Genomic DNA, 15,911 nt, shown 5'->3' on the forward strand with positions numbered 1-15,911 from the left:
GGCTCATTCCCATACCCCATTCGATTTTCCCTTATCTTGACCAAATGCCCCGAAATCATGCGATCGTTCGACACATATGCCGAGCTGTCGACTCATATCGTGAGATACAGGGAAAGAACGCGCTTGTTAAGACAGAGGAGGCAAATCAAATGGCCGTTTCTTATATGGATTTCACTTCGCCTAACGTGCAGTTTGCGTACGATGTCAACCAAAACCGGACCTTCACGAAAGATAGCGCAAACTTTATCAACGCGCTCGGCATTCAGCAACTGAACACCCTCGGCAATGCTTCGCTGCTTGATATTTATATGTCCGCAGGCAACGTGGTGGAGCCGCATATTCATCAGAACGCTTCCGAACTCGTCTATCTCGTCTCGGGAGCGGCCGTCGTCTCCATACTTAATCCGTTTACCAAAGAAGTGCGAAACTTCGCCCTGAAGCCCGGACAGGTAGCCCTCGTGCCCCAAGGCTGGTTTCATTGGGAGATGGCGACGGAAAACCAAACGCATATTATCGCAATCTTTGACGCCCCGACTCCCGAGTTTATCGCCGTGTCGGATTTTCTGCGGCTCGCGCCCAGGAATATGCTTGCGCATACGTATTGTCTTGACGAGTCGCTTATTACCGCTGCGCTGGCGCCGATTAAGGATACGACGACGATCGGACCGCCCGCCAACTGCGGGAAAACGGTGGCATCGCCTTCGCAGCCTCGCATTCAGTACGGATTGCGCCCTAGCGGATACGGATCATAGCGCATGCCGCATTCTATTTAAGATTGAGAAGCAGGAACAAAGATGTTTAACAACCGGTTCAATGGGCGGTATTGGTGCTTTTCAATAAGTACGACCAAAACTTCATTTCCAATATCCGAGAAAAAGAATCTTTTACTGCTGCCGCTTGCGGCTAATAAATCAGAAAAAATCGTCAAAATTTCGAGGCTCAGCCAATCGTCGTTCGCGTGAATGGTATAGCGGCGGTTCGCGCCGTTTGCGTTAAAGGCGATCCAAACCTCGCCCGCTTCGATATCCACGTAATCTTCGATTTCAGTCACACTTAAAGCTGCCCCGACCATTTCCGCAATTCGTCTTATTGGCGAAACATAATCCCCGTGATCTTCGATACATTCGCGGTCGAAGCACCAAACGTCGTTAGAAGAATAAAGATCGATAGGCGTTGCCGCACGCTCTCGTTCGCCGCCCATGCGCATCAGGAGATGAATGTAAGGATTTTTTTCATAATCTTTGAACGCACGCCCTAAGATGTCGCCAATATCTATATTCGGCTTTAGTGTGATTCCAATTTCGGCAAGATTTGCGAGTTGATCTTCAATTGAAATCTGGACTGGCGGAGGCGTGTAAAACTTGCGCTTTCGCTTAAAAAATCGGAACATTTATCGACCACTCCCACCGTTCAGGGCGTCATTTATCGCGGATCCAGCCGATACAGTTCGCCATCGGCCGAGGTCAGATATAATTCTCCTTGCTCATCAAGGCCAAAGGTCGTGATGTTCAGCTCGGATTGCAGCAGCAACTCGTTGCCATAGTGGCCGCTCACCTCTTCCTTTAGCGCCCAGATCGCACCTGAGCCGTAATCGCCGTAAACGTACCTGCCCGCGAGTCCCGGTATCGCCGTACCGCGATAAACATAGCCGCCGGTCACGGACTGTCCATCCTCCCTACCGTAAGACCAAATTGGGGCGATCACGCCCGCTTGCTTAGCAGCGCTTTCGCAGCCGCTCGACGGCTCATAACAGCGATCGGCCTCTTTTAGCTTCCAGCCGTAGTTGCCGCCATTCACGATCTTGTCGATCTCCTCGAACTTATTCTGACCGACGTCCGCCGCCCACAGGTCCCCGGTATCGGCATCGAAGCTGAAGCGCCAAGGGTTTCGGAGTCCGTACGCATAGATTTCCTTTGCCCCGCCGCTTTTCGCGAACGGGTTATCCGCCGGAATCGCGTACGCCTTGTCGCCTTCAGCCTTGCCGATGTCGATTCGGAGAATCTTGCCGAGCAGCGTCTGCTTGTTCTGGCCGTTGCCTTGCGGATCTCCGCTGCCGCCCCCGTCCCCCGTCCCGATATACAGGTATCCATCCGGACCGAACGCCAGTTGACCGCCGTTATGATTCGCATAGAGTTGCTTAAACGTCATCAGCACTTTTTCATCTTTCCCGTCGCCTGACGCCGCCCGTTCTTCCAAAGGTAGACTGTAACGCGCAATTATTGTATTCGTCCGGGTCGTATAGTTTACATAGATGAATCCGTTGACTTCATATTGAGGATCGAATGCCAGTCCCAGCAGTCCTTGCTCCGTCCCCTTGGAATAGACGCGGTCCGTCAGGTCCAGCAACGTTTCCGTTTTTCCGCCTTTGTCCGCCTCGGCCGCGCGGAGTGCAACGATTCGCCCTTCCTGCTCCGTCACGTACAAACGGTCGCCCCTCGACTCGATTGCCGTCGGCCGGTCCAAATTAACCCCTTGGAAAACAGGCGTAAGCTTGACGTTCGCACGCGCGGATGAATCGCCAGAGTCGTTGCCATCGTTGCCGCTCGCTTCGGTTGGGGTGCTTTCCGGTAGTTCAGCATTCGAACCGGATCCAGTCGTACCGCCCGTCGACTGCGAGCGCTGCGGTGATTCGCCGGGCATTCCCGCGCCTCCATCGCTTTCTTGCTTACAAGCTGCAGTACCCGCAAGCGCCAGACTCAGCAGCGCATACAGTCCCCATTTGATTTTCACGTCGTCTCCCTCCGTTCGGTCAGCGTTCATCTGCCCGTCTCACGATCAGCCGATCCCCTGCTCCGTTTCTTCCCTCAGTTTTCTGATATCGCTGATCGGCGGCAGGCCGAACAACCGAGCGTATTCGCGGCTGAATTGCGAGGGGCTCTCGTAGCCGACCCGGTACGCGGCATCCGCGGCATCGACGGCTTCGGTCAGGAGCAGACGGCGCGCCTCCTGCAGTCGGATCCGTTTCTGATATTGCAGCGGACTGAGCGTCGTCATTTCCTTGAAGTAACGATGCAGCGACGAAGGGCCCATATGCGCCATTCTGGCCAGCTCGTCAATATGAAGCGTTTTGGCAAAGTCCTGCTTAATGCGGGCAATGACGCCGGCGATCCGGCTAGTGCCGCTTCCGGCCAGCGCGATCTGCTTGAAGGCTCCTCCCTGTCCTCCGCTTAATAACCTGAAATACATCTCGCGGACGACAAGCGGCGCCAAGTAAGAGATTTCGCGGGGCGTATCCAGCAGCTTCACGAGCCGCACCGCAGCGTCCAACAGTTCAGGACTCGTCCGGTCGACGAACGCGCCCCGCTTCAATTCCCTTGCGTCCTCTCCCGCTAGATCCGCACCTTTTATTACTTCAAGCACTTGCGCCGGGTCCAGCCCGAGCCGCATGCACAAGTAGGGCGATTCCGGAGAAGCTTGCAGCAGCCGGGAGGTAACCGGCAGGTCGACGGAAACGACAAAATGCGCGGAAGGGCCGTAAGTAAAGCTGTCGCCGCCAAGCATAACAATTTTCGTGCCGCGGGCGACGATGACGACTGCAGGCTCATAAATGGTATGAACGGGCAATGAAGACTTCGAGCTTCGAATCAGACGCAGAGACGGTATAGTCGTATCAAAGATCCCATCGCTGCCGGTATTTCGTTCGATTAACGAGGCCAGCTCTGCGAGCTTGTCGACGAATGCAGGGCCGTTGTATGGCAAAAGCCCGTCTCTCTCGGCATGCCCCGGCAGGGCCATTATTTCCGATTGCGGCATTTGATTCCCTCCGTCGCTTGGCGATTGTGGTTAAGGTCATTATAGCACCGAACGATAGCTACAGCTGATCGATTGGAGGATTGGGCAACAACTTGGCACGATCCGGCTACCGGATCACCTGCCTGTCGTCGCATAATAAAGAGGCAGGTCCAACATACTTGTACAAGAGAGGCGGATTGAATATGAAAAGAAGAACGTTAGGCAACGGCGGACTTGAAGTGTCGGCGCTCGGCCTTGGCTGCATGGGCATGTCCGACTTTTATAGCGGCAGGGACGACGAAGAGTCGCTGCGCACCATCGACCGCGCCTTGGAGCTGGGTATCGACCTGCTGGATACGGCAGATATGTACGGCATAGGCAAGAATGAACAATTGGTGGGCAAAGCGCTCAAGGGAAGACGCGAAAAGGCGATAATCGCAACCAAGTTCGGCAATGTGCGCAGCGAAGACGGCAAGTATCTCGGTATCGATGGCCGTCCTGAATACGTAAAAGCCGCCTGCGAAGCGAGCCTGCGCCGACTCGGCGTCGACTATATCGATCTTTACTATCAGCACAGAGTCGATCCGAATACGCCGATCGAAGAGACGGTCGGCGCGATGGCCGAGCTGGTGCGCGAAGGCAAGGTTCGTTACCTCGGTCTGTCCGAAGCGGCGCCCGCTACGATCCGCCGGGCGGCAGCCGTGCATCCGATCGCTGCGCTGCAGACGGAATATTCGCTCTGGAGCCGCGACGTCGAAGACGATATCTTGGCCGTATGCCGGGAGCTCGGCATCGGCTTCGTGCCCTATAGCCCGCTTGGCCGCGGCTTTCTGACCGGCCAGATCCGCAAGTTCGAGGATCTGGCCGAGGACGATTACCGCCGCTTCTCCCCGCGTTTCCAAGGCGACAACTTCCAGCGCAATCTGGATCTCGTTGAACGAGTCGCCGAGCTGGCCGCGGAGAAAGGCTGCGAGCCTTCTCAGCTGGCGCTGGCCTGGCTGCTGGCGCAGGGCGAAGACATCGTGCCGATTCCCGGCACGAAGCGGATCAAGTATCTGGAAGAGAATGTTGGCGCGCTTGAAGTCAAGCTTTCGCCAGAAGATCTTGCGCGTATCGACGACGCTGCGCCGCGAGGAACGGCCTTCGGCTTGCGCTATCCGGAAGCTTCCATGAATAGCGTGAACCTGTAACGCTATTTAAAAAACGCTTTGTGCGGAGATTTCTCCGTACAAAGCGTTTTTTGTATAATGCCCTGTTTTTTACTTACGGGAAGCCATTCGCTCAACGAATTCGATCAGCCCCCATAGCGCGACGATGCTTAAAGCCGCAATTATTGCGGAGCCGCCGGCATGTATAAACGCGACGACGCCAAAGGCAGTTGCCAGCAGAAAATGGATTTTGCGCGTATGCTTGCTCTTCAATCGGCGGATCAAGTAGCCATAGACCGCTAAAGTCAGCAGCAGCACGAATGCCGCAATGCCCGTATACGTGTCGTCCTTGACGACCGCCTGCGTCAGAAAATAAATGCCGTGGGCCGCGATGAGCACGAGAGCCGCATATGCGACCGGTTGATGGAGACGATTGAACAAAGGAACAAGTTTTTTCACGATGGCCGACGGCGATCTACGCTTCTTTTTCAATCGCAGCCATGCGTAGCTGACAGCCGCACACCAGACGGCGATCGTGCCCAGCGTCCTGAACAAGCCCTCGCTTCCTTGCTCTCTGCGCTCCATGCCGGGAGGAACCTTGCCGAGGGACGATCCGCCGTGAGCGCCCCCAGGGTGGACAACTCCGAAAAACGCGAACAATATCAAGGCAATGCTGGCTAGAAGCGATATGGCTGCAGGAATATATAGGGTTCGACTTTGCTTCATGCCATTACCTTCTTTCGGGTCGTGATCGTGTGTCAAGCCTATGCGCAATGGGCTGCGCATTGTGGCTTATGTTTCGACAATACGATATACTTCTTAAAATTTAATGCTTTTTTATTAACCAAATCTTAAGTCGTTGCGAGATGCCAATTCCTTGACCAGATTGTACCAGATAACGCCGCCGTGCTGCGATTCGGATTTGCCGCGGTTCACGAACCCCTGCTTTTCATAAAAGGGGATCAACTCTTCTTTGCAAGTTAGCGTAATGCCTTCCCTTGCGTTTTCTTTTGCAAGTTCCTCCCACGTATCCATTAATTTTTTTGCGACGCCCTGCCCTCTTGCCTTCTCCGATACGGCTAATCCCAGAACGCTTTGATAGCCGCCCTTTTCGGGATTCTCCTTGATTTCTTTAAACAAGTCGTCCGTTATGTACGGCCGATCAATGATGGGACCATTAATATAACCGAGTATTTCTCCTTCATCTTCCGCCACGACAAACGTATCGGGGATCAAAGCAATCCGCTCCGCAAAGGCCTCCTTGGTGGCAGCCTCCTCTTGGGAAAACCCTTCGTTTTCAATCCGTACAAGCTGCGCCAGATCTGAGGGTTGAACGTTTCTTAACACAAGCATGCCTAACCGTCCTCGTTTCCCGAATCATTGTGCCGCGCTCATCAATCTTCATTCATTTTAACGAATCTGCATGTTCGCATCAATCGACGCAAAAAGGCCGGTGCATCCATGCACCAGCCGCGAAGATTGTTTAAACCTATATTAACCTCTCCAGTATTCTAAGTGCGGATAACGGAACGATTCCAAAGCCGTGCGTTCGCCGAGCGCAAATTCCCCATCCGGTTTGTAAACAAATGGCTCTTCGCCTTGTGCATATGAGGCGGCGGCCCTGCGCTCCAAGCATTCGAGCAGCATCTGCTGCTTCAACCCGAGATACTCGTGCGTATGCGGTCCATAGTTCCATTCGATCTCGCCGGGGCGGAATTCGTAGTAAACCGTGCGGCGCAGCGGATTGCCGTCTCCCGCGGGCGAACCGTGCAGCACCGTGATGTCGTGGAAGATGGCATCGCCTGCTTCAAGCGGAACGGGAATGGCATCCTCCGTGCTGAATCGATCGGCTCCGTCCTGTTCGATCCGCGCTTTGCACGCCTCCTTCGACCACTTGTTGCTGCCGGGAATGACCCAAAGGCATGTCATCAGATCCGCCGAATCCAGGTAAAAATCGACGTTAAAAATAGGCCGGGGATCCGTGCAGCCAGCCGGTACCTCCGCATCGCGATGCCAAGGCACGATAATGCCTTCATCCGGCATTTTAAGAACCATGGAATCCCAGGTTGGAATAAAGTTGTTGCCCTGCAGCTTCTCGACCGAGCGCAAAATAAAAGGGTGACCGAGAAGCGCCTTCATCGGATCGCTCTTGTCGATGACATACTCGACGCGGCGCAGTACGTTGCGGCCGGTTTTGCCGCCTTTGCCGTACATATAGTCAGGGTCGTCCTGAACGCCGGCCACGCCTTTGGCCACCTGCTTTTCCATCTCGGCTTGAACGGTCGCAAGCTCTTCTCCCCGAAGCACGCCTTTAATGACCAGAAATCCATTATCCAAAAAGAATTGAGCTTGCTCCTCCGTAATGCTGTTTTGCGTACGCGCGTCGGCAACTGGCATTTCGATCTGCGATTTGCTCATCGTTTTGTCTCCTCTTCTCGTTTGGTTGTGCTCTCGAGAAAGATTTTAGCGAATAAATCGCCCGATGTATTTGGCAGGGACATTCAATCTTGTTGCCAAAATCACTTTCCTATACGATAGATAAAAAGGAGACGATGGCGATGAGCGATGAGAAACGGGAACATCCGGCATCCGGCGGTACGCCTTCGAGCGAAGCGTCACCGGATGTACCGGACTTTCAGTTCCCACCCTATATTACGCTGGCGCATTTATTTGACGCTCCGAAGGGTTGGGCGATTCACAACCGAACGATGGGCCAGTATGTCCTCCAATATGTCGTGGAAGGCAGAGCGGATTATCCGGTCGGCGGACATATGTATGCTACAGTCAAAGGCGACCTGCTGTTCCACCGCCCTGGCGAGCTTCACTCCATCTTAACGTTGGAGGGGGAACCGTATATTTGTCTTTCCCTCGTGTTCCATTTCGGAGACCATGACTTTCCGATTAGCCAGCTGTTCGGAGACTCGCACTTGCTCGGCAACTATGCGGGCACCGAGCTCGAGAAAAAGCTGATCCGCCTAGTGCATCTGTATCGGCAGCCGGGTATTTCCTCGCAGCTGCAAGCGCAAGGCCTGCTGCTTGAGGCGCTCGGGGAAGCCGCGACCGGACTGAACCGAACGTCGACCGTATCAACCGTAGAGGAGCGAATAAAAGCCAAGCTCCTGCTGCTGCAAAATCACATTCGCGAGCATTATGCGGAAAATGTCCAGCACAGCGATCTTGAACAGATCGCGGGGCTTAGCCGCAACTACATTATCGTGCAGTTCAAGCGTCAATTCGGACTTACGCCGATGCAATATTTGACTTGGGTGCGCATTCAAAAAGCGAGGGAGCTGGCGCTGCAGACCAATCTGTCGGTCAGCGAGATCGCGAACCTTGTCGGATACGCGGACGTACATACTTTCGGCAAAATGTTCAAGAAAAAAACGGGAACGAGCTTATCCCAGTTTTGCTCGGCGCTGGTTACTTATAAAGTTTAAAAAGCTCGACGGTCGATCGCCGGTCGATTAGGCGGCAGCCCAATCCCCCGTATCTGCAAGCGCATATATTGGGCCAGAACCTATACGAGGAGTGATTTGGCTTGTATCAACAATGGTCCAATCCGCAAGTAAGCCCGGCTCAGGTCGGTCCTGGAGAAATTAAAACCGTATCTTCGATCGATCCCTACGTTGTTGAAGCGCTTCGCAAACTAACTGGCCGATGCGTCTTGCTCGAGACGACCAGGGGCGGGATTGAAGGAACGATTGTCGACGTAAAGCCGGACCACGTGCTGCTTCAGCTCCATAGCCGGCAAGCGTGCGTCCGAATCGCCGAGATTGTGTGGACGATGCCCCTATAACAACCGTCAACCAGCGCTCGCAGTCAATCCTGACTGCCTAGAAGCAAAAAGGCCGCCGATAGGGCCGGCGGCCTGATGGCTACATACGATCGTTCCACGTCTGTCTTATGCGAACAAACAATTGCGCTGCCGCGCTTTAGCTTGCAGGCGTCGCAGTCGACTGTCCGGCAGCATCGCTTCCTTGCTGCGTATTCATGGATTTCAAAAAGTCCGTCAATTCAAAACCGCCTGATACGATGTGGTTCACGACAAAACGAAAACGGCAGCCGGTTGACCCGGCTGCCGTGCGCAATTATTTTTCCCAAAGCTCGATGAGCCGGCCTTCCGGATCTTTAATCCAAATAAATTGTCCAAATTCGGAGCTCTCTTTTTCCTTTGCGAGCGGCACGCCGATTCGGCCCAGATGCGCAATTGTCTCGTCAATGGATTCGACTTGAAAATTCAACATCGCTTGCTGATCCGCGGGAAAGTATTCGTCGTCCTCTTTAAAGAAGGAAAAGGCCGTCTCATTGTCGACTTGAGGCTTAATTACGGTCCCGTTCCAGTCGTTGAATTCAAGTTTTAACGCTTCGCTATACCACTTTTTAACGGCTTCCGGGTTTTTCGTTCTCCAAAAGATGCCGCCGAATCCCTTAATCATGATAACAGCTCCTCTATCGTCTTATATCGGTTCATCCGGTTTACAATAAGTATTCGAGCCTCTATTTTCACTTCCTTTTTTACGCACGGAATAAATATTTTCGGGCAACGCCGGCACGCTTGCCGCGTGCGCCGTCTGCCGAAATAAAACGCCGCCGAACTCATCGGCGGCGTCCTGCTGCGATCGCGATTCAATTCGGTTGCGAGAGCGGATTGCTCGGATTTTCCACCATAACTCCGATTTCGCAAAAATCGAAGCTTCCGCCGGAGGACTCCAGTTCGACCCTGAGATGATAAAATCCGTTGTGAAAACGAAGCGTATCGAGGTACAGCGGCTCAGGCACGGTTACCCCCTCGTACATCACCTTGCTGCCGAATCTAAAGGTAAACCGTTTGATGGATTCCCCTTCCGGCACGCCGGCGTCCACATCGATTTTTAGAACATTGTTCACCTTCTGGCGATCTTTGATCCCGCGCATGTTGACGGCACACTTGGGGGCCGGTGCCACATAGACGCCGTCGATCCAGAGCTGTCCGTTTTTGCGTTCCTGCCGTCCTTCCGCCGGCGCGACAACCAGAATGACCGCACCCTCGGCGGGCACGGCGAACTTCGCGGTACCGGTCACTGATTTCGCCAGGAATCGGCCGCTCACCGTATCGTAAAGATCGACCTTTTCCAGACCGAGCCCGTCGATCTCGACCGTTTGCTCCGAGCCGAACGGGTTGTAATACAAGTAGGTCGGATAAGCTTCTTTATGAAAGTAGTCCGTCTTCAGGCAATCGATTTGCAGAATGCCCTCGACATTCGTCTTTTCGATCAACGCGCCCATGAAGCCGACATGGCTGCCGCTATAGATTGAAAAGTCGAGCGGCCCCCATCCGATGACGGTGGCGTCGCCGCTCGCATAAGGGGTCTTTTCCTCATATTCCTTGCGGATACCTTCGTACGGGAGCGCATGTTCAGGATCGCCGTCCCAGTCTGCGCCGGACTGCTTGTCCGCAGGCAGTCCGTCTGCATAAAACAAGCGGGATTGGTTGGCAACATTCAGCATCCACTTGCCGATGGAGCGCGCGTAGCGCGAATCGTACCGCAGAAACGGCGCAAGCGTGCTGAACAGGAAAAATCCGTTCATGACGAAAATGTAGCCGCCGAAATCCTTGAGATTGCCTACCAGGCCGTGCATATCGTAATTTCCCCATCGCTCCGTGCACATGCCCCAATCCGGACGAATCTCCACGCCGCCGTCGAAGATCCAGTTGATGTATTTGGTCACGTCGTGGCTGGTTCCGTGCTCCGCTTCCATACGGGCAGCCAGGTACGGGGAATAATACATCAGGAGTTCGTAATAGGGGCTGTCCTCCTGATCGTCCAAGAAGTCCAGACAACGCTGGGCCGTGTCAAAATAGATCTGGTCGCCGAACCGCAGGTAAGCCAAATACATGAGCATCGCGACGCCGGAAGCCGCGTCAGGCTCCTTCCATTTGCCGTTATCGACCGGTTCCATATTTTTGAAATCGAAGGAAGTGTAATTGAAATTGAGGCGACCGTCGCGGTCGGTCATGATCTTCACGGCTTCGACCCAACGGTCCGCGGACGAACGCACGCGCGCCTCCATGTCAGCCTCGTTCGGATAAAAGTATGCCAATATGGCGTACAAAACGTTAGCCTGAATCTCATACCAGAACGTGTCGCCGCTCGGTATGGCGGGATACCAGACGAATACCCCTTCGTCTTTCCGGTAAAAGGTCTGCAGCATTTTCACGTAATTGTTGCCGTCCTGGTTACTCTTGTCGATGCCGACCAGCGTAGCCCCGAGTACGGAAGCCATGACGGTTATCGCCTCCTGGGAGCCGTTGCTGCCCTGATCCGACTTGCCGACATAGGAAAACAGACCGAACGTATCCTCTTCCATGTTGTAATGCGTCCTGTCCCGCCAGATGACGGGAAGATATTCGCCTTTGCGGTCGAAGTCGAAAACGAAACGGTCGAAGGCTTTCGCTTTATCCCGCCAGTCCCTGATCTCAAACGGCTTGGGGACCGTCGGCATGGATTGGACCAGATGGAGATTTTTCTGAGGCGAAGGCGTTGCCTTCGTTTGCTCCGTCTTATGCATCGGTAGTTGAGTGGCCATCCAAAATCGCCTCCTGTGGACAGTGGTTGCCGCAAGAGTCTATTACCCTGACCGATCGGAAAATAAAAACGAATTCCTTTCGCTGCCGACGATTCAACCTGTCCGTTGCTTACGCCTGCGAAGCAGCGAAGCTATCAGCGAAGTCGTAACGCCAAGGGAAAACAGCAGGAGCACGACAAACAGGACGAAGCCGATAAACGGAATATTCAACATGGAAATCAACAGGAATGCGCCTGTACCGGCTTTTACCCAATCGGCGCTGTCGGCGGTCGGGCGAATTTGCTCGGCTATGATTTGACTGACGATCGTTACGCCAATGGCCAGCGCGACCAAGACGAATATCGCAACAATGAGTATAAACGGAATGCCCACAACTTCGCGAATGCTCGAATTGTTCATTGCATTCGCAAATAAATTTTTCCAATGCTGCCCGTGCCATGCGAGTAAAATCATGCAAACTTTGGCATACTCCCTTTTACGTCCCAGACGAAAATCCCGTGCGGGAGGAGCTTCGCCGATGTCATCCGTTCTGGCTTTTATCCCAAGCTGGAGTGTATTCGGACAGGCTTTGATCGTGCTTCTCGTTCCGATCCTGGCGAACCGCGTGCATCGGATCGCATTTTCGTTCGTGCGAAACGGCAAACATTCTGACATACAAGGCAACAAGCATCCTGCTGCCTCCGAACCGGCGGAAACTCGAAGATTCAGCGGAGACTATCAGGCCGATCTCAGTGCCATTCTCGCTTCCATAGGCGATAGCTGCGATGTGCGATCCAGATCGTTCTTGATGTCGATGACCGATCGTCAAGCTACGCTGTTCTGGGTAGACGGCATGCAGAACGACCGGGTATTGAACCTGCAGATCATGCAGTTCCTCATGTTCGAAGCCGCTGCGGACGACCTGTCGAGTCCGAGCAAGCTTGGCGACGCGCTTCCTTTCCATTGCCTGGTCGAGTCTACCGATATGAACAGCTTCAACCGGTCCGTTCTGTTTGGACATGCCGGTCTGCTCATTGAAGGGGCGAAGCATGGCTTGCTGATCGAGTGGCCGGAAGGCGCGAATCGCGCCGTTGAAGAGCCTGTGTCCGAGGCTTTGCTTCGCGGCCCGCGGCTCGGATTTACTGAAGTGCTCAGCGAGAATACGTCCTTGCTGCGAAGGCAAGGCTTTAGCGACCAGCTGGAGATGAAAAGCTACAGAATCGGCTCAACGTTAAAAAAGGACCTCGTCGTTGCTTATTTCAAGAACATCGTCAACATGGATTTGCTCAAGGAGGTTCAAGCGCGCGTCGCCAAGCTGGACTATGACTTTTTCGGCGAGTCCGGCATTGTCGAACAGTTGATCGAAGACAACACCTTAAGTCCGTTCCAGCAAGTACAAAATACCGAACGTCCGGACCGGGTCATTCACGCGATGGTCGAGGGGCGGGTTGCCATTTTGCTGGACGGCACGCCGTTCGCTTTAATCGTCCCCGCTACCTTCAGCATGCTGCTCCAGTCCCCGGAGGATTATTACGAGCGCTGGCTGCCGAGCTCGGTTCTTCGCTTGCTGCGTTTTTTATCCGCTTTTATGGCATTATTGGCGCCGGCGCTTTACATCTCGTTGATTTCCTTTCATCCGGGGTTGATTCCGACCGAGCTTGCGCTTTCCATTATCGAGACAAGGCAGGGCGTTCCGTTTCCTTCGCTGATCGAAGTGCTGATTCTGGAGATATCGCTTGAAATATTGCGGGAGGCGGGCATTCGGCTGCCTAAGCCGATCGGTCCTGCCATGGGCATCGTCGGAGGCCTGATCATCGGAGACGCGGCCGTACAAGCGGGTATTGTAAGCCCCTTCCTGGTCATCGTCGTTGCCGTAACGGCCATATCCTCCTTTTCGATTCCAACTTACAGCGCGGGGATCACGCTTCGAATATTACGGTTCGTCGCCATGTTGTTCGCGGCTTTCCTCGGCATGTTCGGTACGATCCTTTTTTTCCTGCTGCTGTGCAGTCATCTCACGAAGCTCAAGAGCTTCGGCGTTCCCTATTTGACGCCGATATCCCCTTTCCGTCTCGGGGATTGGAAGGATCTGTTCATTCGGGCTCCCATTTCCGTGATGCGGCGAAGACCGGCAATGTTGAAAACGCAGAACGATAAACGCAGATCCTGACTGCGGAGAAGGAGGACCCGCCGTGTTCGAACGCACCGACGATAAAATCACCAACTCGCAAGCGGTTGTCTTTCTGACCAATACCGTACTTGGAGCCGGAATTCTTACCATGCCCAGCGGCATTACGCAAGCCATGAAAACGCCCGACTCCTGGCTGACCATCCTCATCGGAGGCATCGTCGTCATGCTGGCTATTTTTCTGATGGTCAAGCTGTGCCAGCAGTTCCCGGGTCAGACGGTTTTTCAATACGCCGCAAGGATCGTCGGCAAGCTGCCGGCCGGCTTGCTAAGCTTGATGCTCATCGTGTATTTTCTCACGATCGCAGGCTTCGAGATCCGGTCTCTTGCCGAAGTCACTTTGTTTTTTCTGCTGGAAGGCACGCCCATGTGGGCAGTCGTTATGCCCTTTATATGGGTGGGAACCTATCTTGTAACCGGGGGTATCAATGCCATCGCCCGGGTTTACCAAGTCGTCTTTCCCATTACGATTTTCGTTCTCCTCGTCTCTTTTGGGGTCAGCTTCCGGCTTTTCGATATCGACAATCTTCGTCCTGTGCTAGGCAACGGCATCGTGCCTGTCTTGCGCGGATTAAAGTCCTCCATATTGGTCTTTACCGGCTGCGAGGTCGTGATGACGCTGGTTGCCTTTATGCAATATCCGAAGCAAGCGGTAAAGACGATGCTAGGCGGAATCGCGATCCCGTTCAGCCTTTATTTACTGACCCTCGTTTTTGTCATCGGCGGTTTGTCTATCGATAGCGTCATTACCAGCGCTTGGCCGACGATCGACTTGATACGAAGCTTTGAAGTGACGGGCTTTTTCGTAGAGCGGCTTGAATTTCCGCTGATGGTCGTCTGGCTGATGCAGATGTTTTGCAATTTTTGCAGCTTTTTCTTTCAATCCTCGCTCGGGATTTCGCAGCTCTTCAAGCTCTCCTACCCCGCCGTGATCTTCGGTTTGGTTCCGGTAATCTTTCTTGCTGCGATGATTCCTAAAACCCTGAATGACTTATTCGCGCTCGGCGATACAATCGGGACCACAGGGCTCTGGCTGTTCGGGCTGCTGCCCGTGTTGCTGTCGATCGTCTGGCTGATCCGGACGAAAGGATTGAAGCAGCATGTTTAAGACTTTGCTTCGCTTGCTCCCGCTTCTTCTCCTGGCCGGCCTGCTGTCAGGCTGCTGGAGCAGCAAAGAAATCGAGAAGCTGGCCGTATACAGCGGATTGGCGCTGGATGTCGGCGTGCCGGCTCCAGTGGAGAAGGATTTCGAGGAACAGGGGGCAAATTTTACCGCAAACCATAAGGTCATGGCTACCGTCCAGATCGTTCCGGTGAAATCTGCGAGTGCTCAGCAAGACAATAAACAAAAAGCGACGCAGCACGCCTATCAAAATGTTTCCGGGAGCGGCGACTCCATCTTCGAAATTTTCCGCCAATTCTCCATTCGCCTGGATCGGCCGATCATCGGACACCACCTCAAGGTCATCGTTATTTCCTCCGAACTGCTGAGGCGGCAGACGATGGAACAGTTGATGGATTTCGTACTAAGAGACAACGACATTCGCCCCAGCACGATGGTGTTCGTCAGCCAAGGCGAAGCCAGGGAAACGATGGCCTCCGCCCAACCCAACGAAGTGCCCTCCTTGCATATCAAAGACATGCTTCACAATCGGTCGAGAACGAGTAAAGTATTGGAGCCGGTGACTTTATCCAAAATAGATGCGTTAACCTATGCCAAACGCAGCTTCGTTTTGCAAAGCATCGTTGCCGGCGGAGGCGAGAGCGAATTTTCGGGAGCGGGCATTATCAAAGGCTCGTCCGGTCATTGGATCGGCCATTTAAATCAGGAAGACACGGAATGCCTGGCCTGGTTAACGCAATCGGGGACAAGCGGCGTTATCAAAGCTTACGATGAAAAAAATGAGCCTCTTTCTTATGAAATCGAGTCCGTAAAAAGCAAAATCAAAACCGTTGCCGACAAAGACCGCATCCTGTTTAAAGTTTCCCTTTCTTTCCAAGGGCGGATCAGTGAAACATGGAGCGATCACAATGCGTCGACCTCCAATGCCCATGCCGAAAAGCTTGCTTCGATCGTTGAGGACAGGCTGGCTTCGATGATGCAGACGCTCTTGCATAAGCTGCAGTCTGAATTCAAAGCCGATGTAGCAGGCTTCGGGCGACGGCTGTCCATCCAACATCCCTCCGTCTGGAAGAAGGTGAAAAACGAATGGGACGACGTCTTTAGCCGGTCGCACGTTGAAATCAAATATGACGTAAAGGTCACAAACTTTGGTTCTATCGTAAGCACAGAATGA

At 53.7% G+C, this 15,911-nt stretch carries 16 protein-coding genes; 7 read left to right on the top strand and 9 right to left on the bottom strand.

All coding sequences use genetic code 11. The features are described 5' to 3' along the window. The first annotated feature begins 149 nt into the window (after positions 1-149). Complete coding sequence (locus tag KB449_RS13015) at positions 150-752, top strand: cupin domain-containing protein (protein WP_350356222.1); 603 nt, start codon at positions 150-152, stop codon at positions 750-752. A gap of 17 nt (positions 753-769) precedes the next feature. Here the strand turns inward: KB449_RS13015 and KB449_RS13020 are convergent, their stop codons facing one another. From KB449_RS13020 to KB449_RS13030, 3 genes are read right to left on the bottom strand one after another with little or no spacing between them, the layout of a single operon-like run. Next, complete coding sequence (locus KB449_RS13020) at positions 770-1,390, bottom strand: hypothetical protein (RefSeq protein ID WP_282908789.1); 621 nt, start codon at positions 1,388-1,390, stop codon at positions 770-772. A 32-nt stretch (positions 1,391-1,422) separates the two neighbouring features. Beyond that, positions 1,423-2,730 (bottom strand): PQQ-dependent sugar dehydrogenase, encoded by a 1,308-nt coding sequence (locus tag KB449_RS13025; RefSeq protein WP_282908790.1) that lies wholly within the window; start codon positions 2,728-2,730, stop codon positions 1,423-1,425. Positions 2,731-2,775: 45 nt separating this feature from the next. Next, the gene (locus KB449_RS13030; protein WP_282908791.1) at positions 2,776-3,753 is read right to left on the bottom strand and encodes an AraC family transcriptional regulator; all 978 of its coding nucleotides are present in this window, start codon (positions 3,751-3,753) and stop codon (positions 2,776-2,778) included. Positions 3,754-3,935: 182 nt separating this feature from the next. On the opposite strand from KB449_RS13030, the gene KB449_RS13035 reads away from it, so the two are divergent. Beyond that, positions 3,936-4,922 carry an aldo/keto reductase gene (locus KB449_RS13035; RefSeq protein ID WP_282908792.1) on the top strand — a complete coding sequence of 329 codons (987 nt, stop codon included), beginning with the start codon at positions 3,936-3,938 and terminating at the stop codon, positions 4,920-4,922. A 69-nt stretch (positions 4,923-4,991) separates the two neighbouring features. Here the strand turns inward: KB449_RS13035 and KB449_RS13040 are convergent, their stop codons facing one another. The 3 genes from KB449_RS13040 to KB449_RS13050 form a co-directional block, all read right to left on the bottom strand. Continuing rightward, entirely contained in the window at positions 4,992-5,606 is a 615-nt protein-coding gene (locus KB449_RS13040) for a hypothetical protein (protein ID WP_282908793.1), read from the bottom strand. 114 nt (positions 5,607-5,720) lie between these two features. After that, entirely contained in the window at positions 5,721-6,233 is a 513-nt protein-coding gene (locus tag KB449_RS13045) for a GNAT family N-acetyltransferase (RefSeq protein ID WP_282908794.1), read from the bottom strand. A gap of 141 nt (positions 6,234-6,374) precedes the next feature. Continuing rightward, positions 6,375-7,298, bottom strand: a complete 924-nt coding sequence (locus KB449_RS13050; RefSeq protein ID WP_282908795.1) for a phytanoyl-CoA dioxygenase family protein — start codon at positions 7,296-7,298, stop codon at positions 6,375-6,377. A gap of 140 nt (positions 7,299-7,438) precedes the next feature. On the opposite strand from KB449_RS13050, the gene KB449_RS13055 reads away from it, so the two are divergent. Continuing rightward, positions 7,439-8,317, top strand: coding sequence for a helix-turn-helix domain-containing protein (locus tag KB449_RS13055; RefSeq protein ID WP_282908796.1), 879 nt, complete (start codon positions 7,439-7,441; stop codon positions 8,315-8,317). A 101-nt stretch (positions 8,318-8,418) separates the two neighbouring features. Then, positions 8,419-8,676: a DUF2642 domain-containing protein gene (locus KB449_RS13060; RefSeq protein WP_282908797.1), complete on the top strand. Its 258-nt coding sequence runs from the start codon at positions 8,419-8,421 to the stop codon at positions 8,674-8,676. Between the two features lie 292 nt (positions 8,677-8,968). Here the strand turns inward: KB449_RS13060 and KB449_RS13065 are convergent, their stop codons facing one another. The 3 genes from KB449_RS13065 to KB449_RS13075 all read right to left on the bottom strand — a co-directional run bounded on the left by KB449_RS13065 (position 8,969) and on the right by KB449_RS13075 (position 11,900). Continuing rightward, positions 8,969-9,316, bottom strand: coding sequence for a VOC family protein (locus KB449_RS13065; protein WP_282908798.1), 348 nt, complete (start codon positions 9,314-9,316; stop codon positions 8,969-8,971). Between the two features lie 190 nt (positions 9,317-9,506). Continuing rightward, positions 9,507-11,447: a hypothetical protein gene (locus KB449_RS13070; RefSeq protein ID WP_282908799.1), complete on the bottom strand. Its 1,941-nt coding sequence runs from the start codon at positions 11,445-11,447 to the stop codon at positions 9,507-9,509. A 93-nt stretch (positions 11,448-11,540) separates the two neighbouring features. Further along, the gene (locus KB449_RS13075; RefSeq protein WP_282908800.1) at positions 11,541-11,900 is read right to left on the bottom strand and encodes a hypothetical protein; all 360 of its coding nucleotides are present in this window, start codon (positions 11,898-11,900) and stop codon (positions 11,541-11,543) included. Positions 11,901-11,964: 64 nt separating this feature from the next. On the opposite strand from KB449_RS13075, the gene KB449_RS13080 reads away from it, so the two are divergent. From KB449_RS13080 to KB449_RS13090, 3 genes are read left to right on the top strand one after another with little or no spacing between them, the layout of a single operon-like run. After that, positions 11,965-13,596: a spore germination protein gene (locus KB449_RS13080; RefSeq protein WP_282908801.1), complete on the top strand. Its 1,632-nt coding sequence runs from the start codon at positions 11,965-11,967 to the stop codon at positions 13,594-13,596. A 22-nt stretch (positions 13,597-13,618) separates the two neighbouring features. After that, positions 13,619-14,722: a GerAB/ArcD/ProY family transporter gene (locus tag KB449_RS13085; protein ID WP_282908802.1), complete on the top strand. Its 1,104-nt coding sequence runs from the start codon at positions 13,619-13,621 to the stop codon at positions 14,720-14,722. Beyond that, entirely contained in the window at positions 14,715-15,911 is a 1,197-nt protein-coding gene (locus KB449_RS13090) for a Ger(x)C family spore germination protein (protein ID WP_282908803.1), read from the top strand. Before KB449_RS13085 ends, KB449_RS13090 begins: the two co-directional genes overlap by 8 nt.

Origin of the sequence: Cohnella hashimotonis, assembly GCF_030014955.1 — a bacterium.
GTDB lineage: Bacteria > Bacillota > Bacilli > Paenibacillales > Paenibacillaceae > Cohnella > Cohnella hashimotonis.

Excerpts from the sequence above, each read along its gene's own strand:
- KB449_RS13015 (WP_350356222.1), top strand. The coding sequence starts at position 150 with ATGGCCGTTTCTTATATGGATTTCACTTCGCCTAACGTGCAGTTTGCG.
- KB449_RS13020 (WP_282908789.1), bottom strand. The coding sequence starts at position 1,390 with ATGTTCCGATTTTTTAAGCGAAAGCGCAAGTTTTACACGCCTCCGCCA.
- KB449_RS13030 (WP_282908791.1), bottom strand. The coding sequence starts at position 3,753 with ATGCCGCAATCGGAAATAATGGCCCTGCCGGGGCATGCCGAGAGAGAC.
- KB449_RS13035 (WP_282908792.1), top strand. The coding sequence starts at position 3,936 with ATGAAAAGAAGAACGTTAGGCAACGGCGGACTTGAAGTGTCGGCGCTC.
- KB449_RS13040 (WP_282908793.1), bottom strand. The coding sequence starts at position 5,606 with ATGAAGCAAAGTCGAACCCTATATATTCCTGCAGCCATATCGCTTCTA.
- KB449_RS13045 (WP_282908794.1), bottom strand. The coding sequence starts at position 6,233 with ATGCTTGTGTTAAGAAACGTTCAACCCTCAGATCTGGCGCAGCTTGTA.
- KB449_RS13050 (WP_282908795.1), bottom strand. The coding sequence starts at position 7,298 with ATGAGCAAATCGCAGATCGAAATGCCAGTTGCCGACGCGCGTACGCAA.
- KB449_RS13055 (WP_282908796.1), top strand. The coding sequence starts at position 7,439 with ATGAGCGATGAGAAACGGGAACATCCGGCATCCGGCGGTACGCCTTCG.
- KB449_RS13065 (WP_282908798.1), bottom strand. The coding sequence starts at position 9,316 with ATGATTAAGGGATTCGGCGGCATCTTTTGGAGAACGAAAAACCCGGAA.
- KB449_RS13070 (WP_282908799.1), bottom strand. The coding sequence starts at position 11,447 with ATGGCCACTCAACTACCGATGCATAAGACGGAGCAAACGAAGGCAACG.
- KB449_RS13075 (WP_282908800.1), bottom strand. The coding sequence starts at position 11,900 with ATGATTTTACTCGCATGGCACGGGCAGCATTGGAAAAATTTATTTGCG.
- KB449_RS13080 (WP_282908801.1), top strand. The coding sequence starts at position 11,965 with ATGTCATCCGTTCTGGCTTTTATCCCAAGCTGGAGTGTATTCGGACAG.
- KB449_RS13090 (WP_282908803.1), top strand. The coding sequence starts at position 14,715 with ATGTTTAAGACTTTGCTTCGCTTGCTCCCGCTTCTTCTCCTGGCCGGC.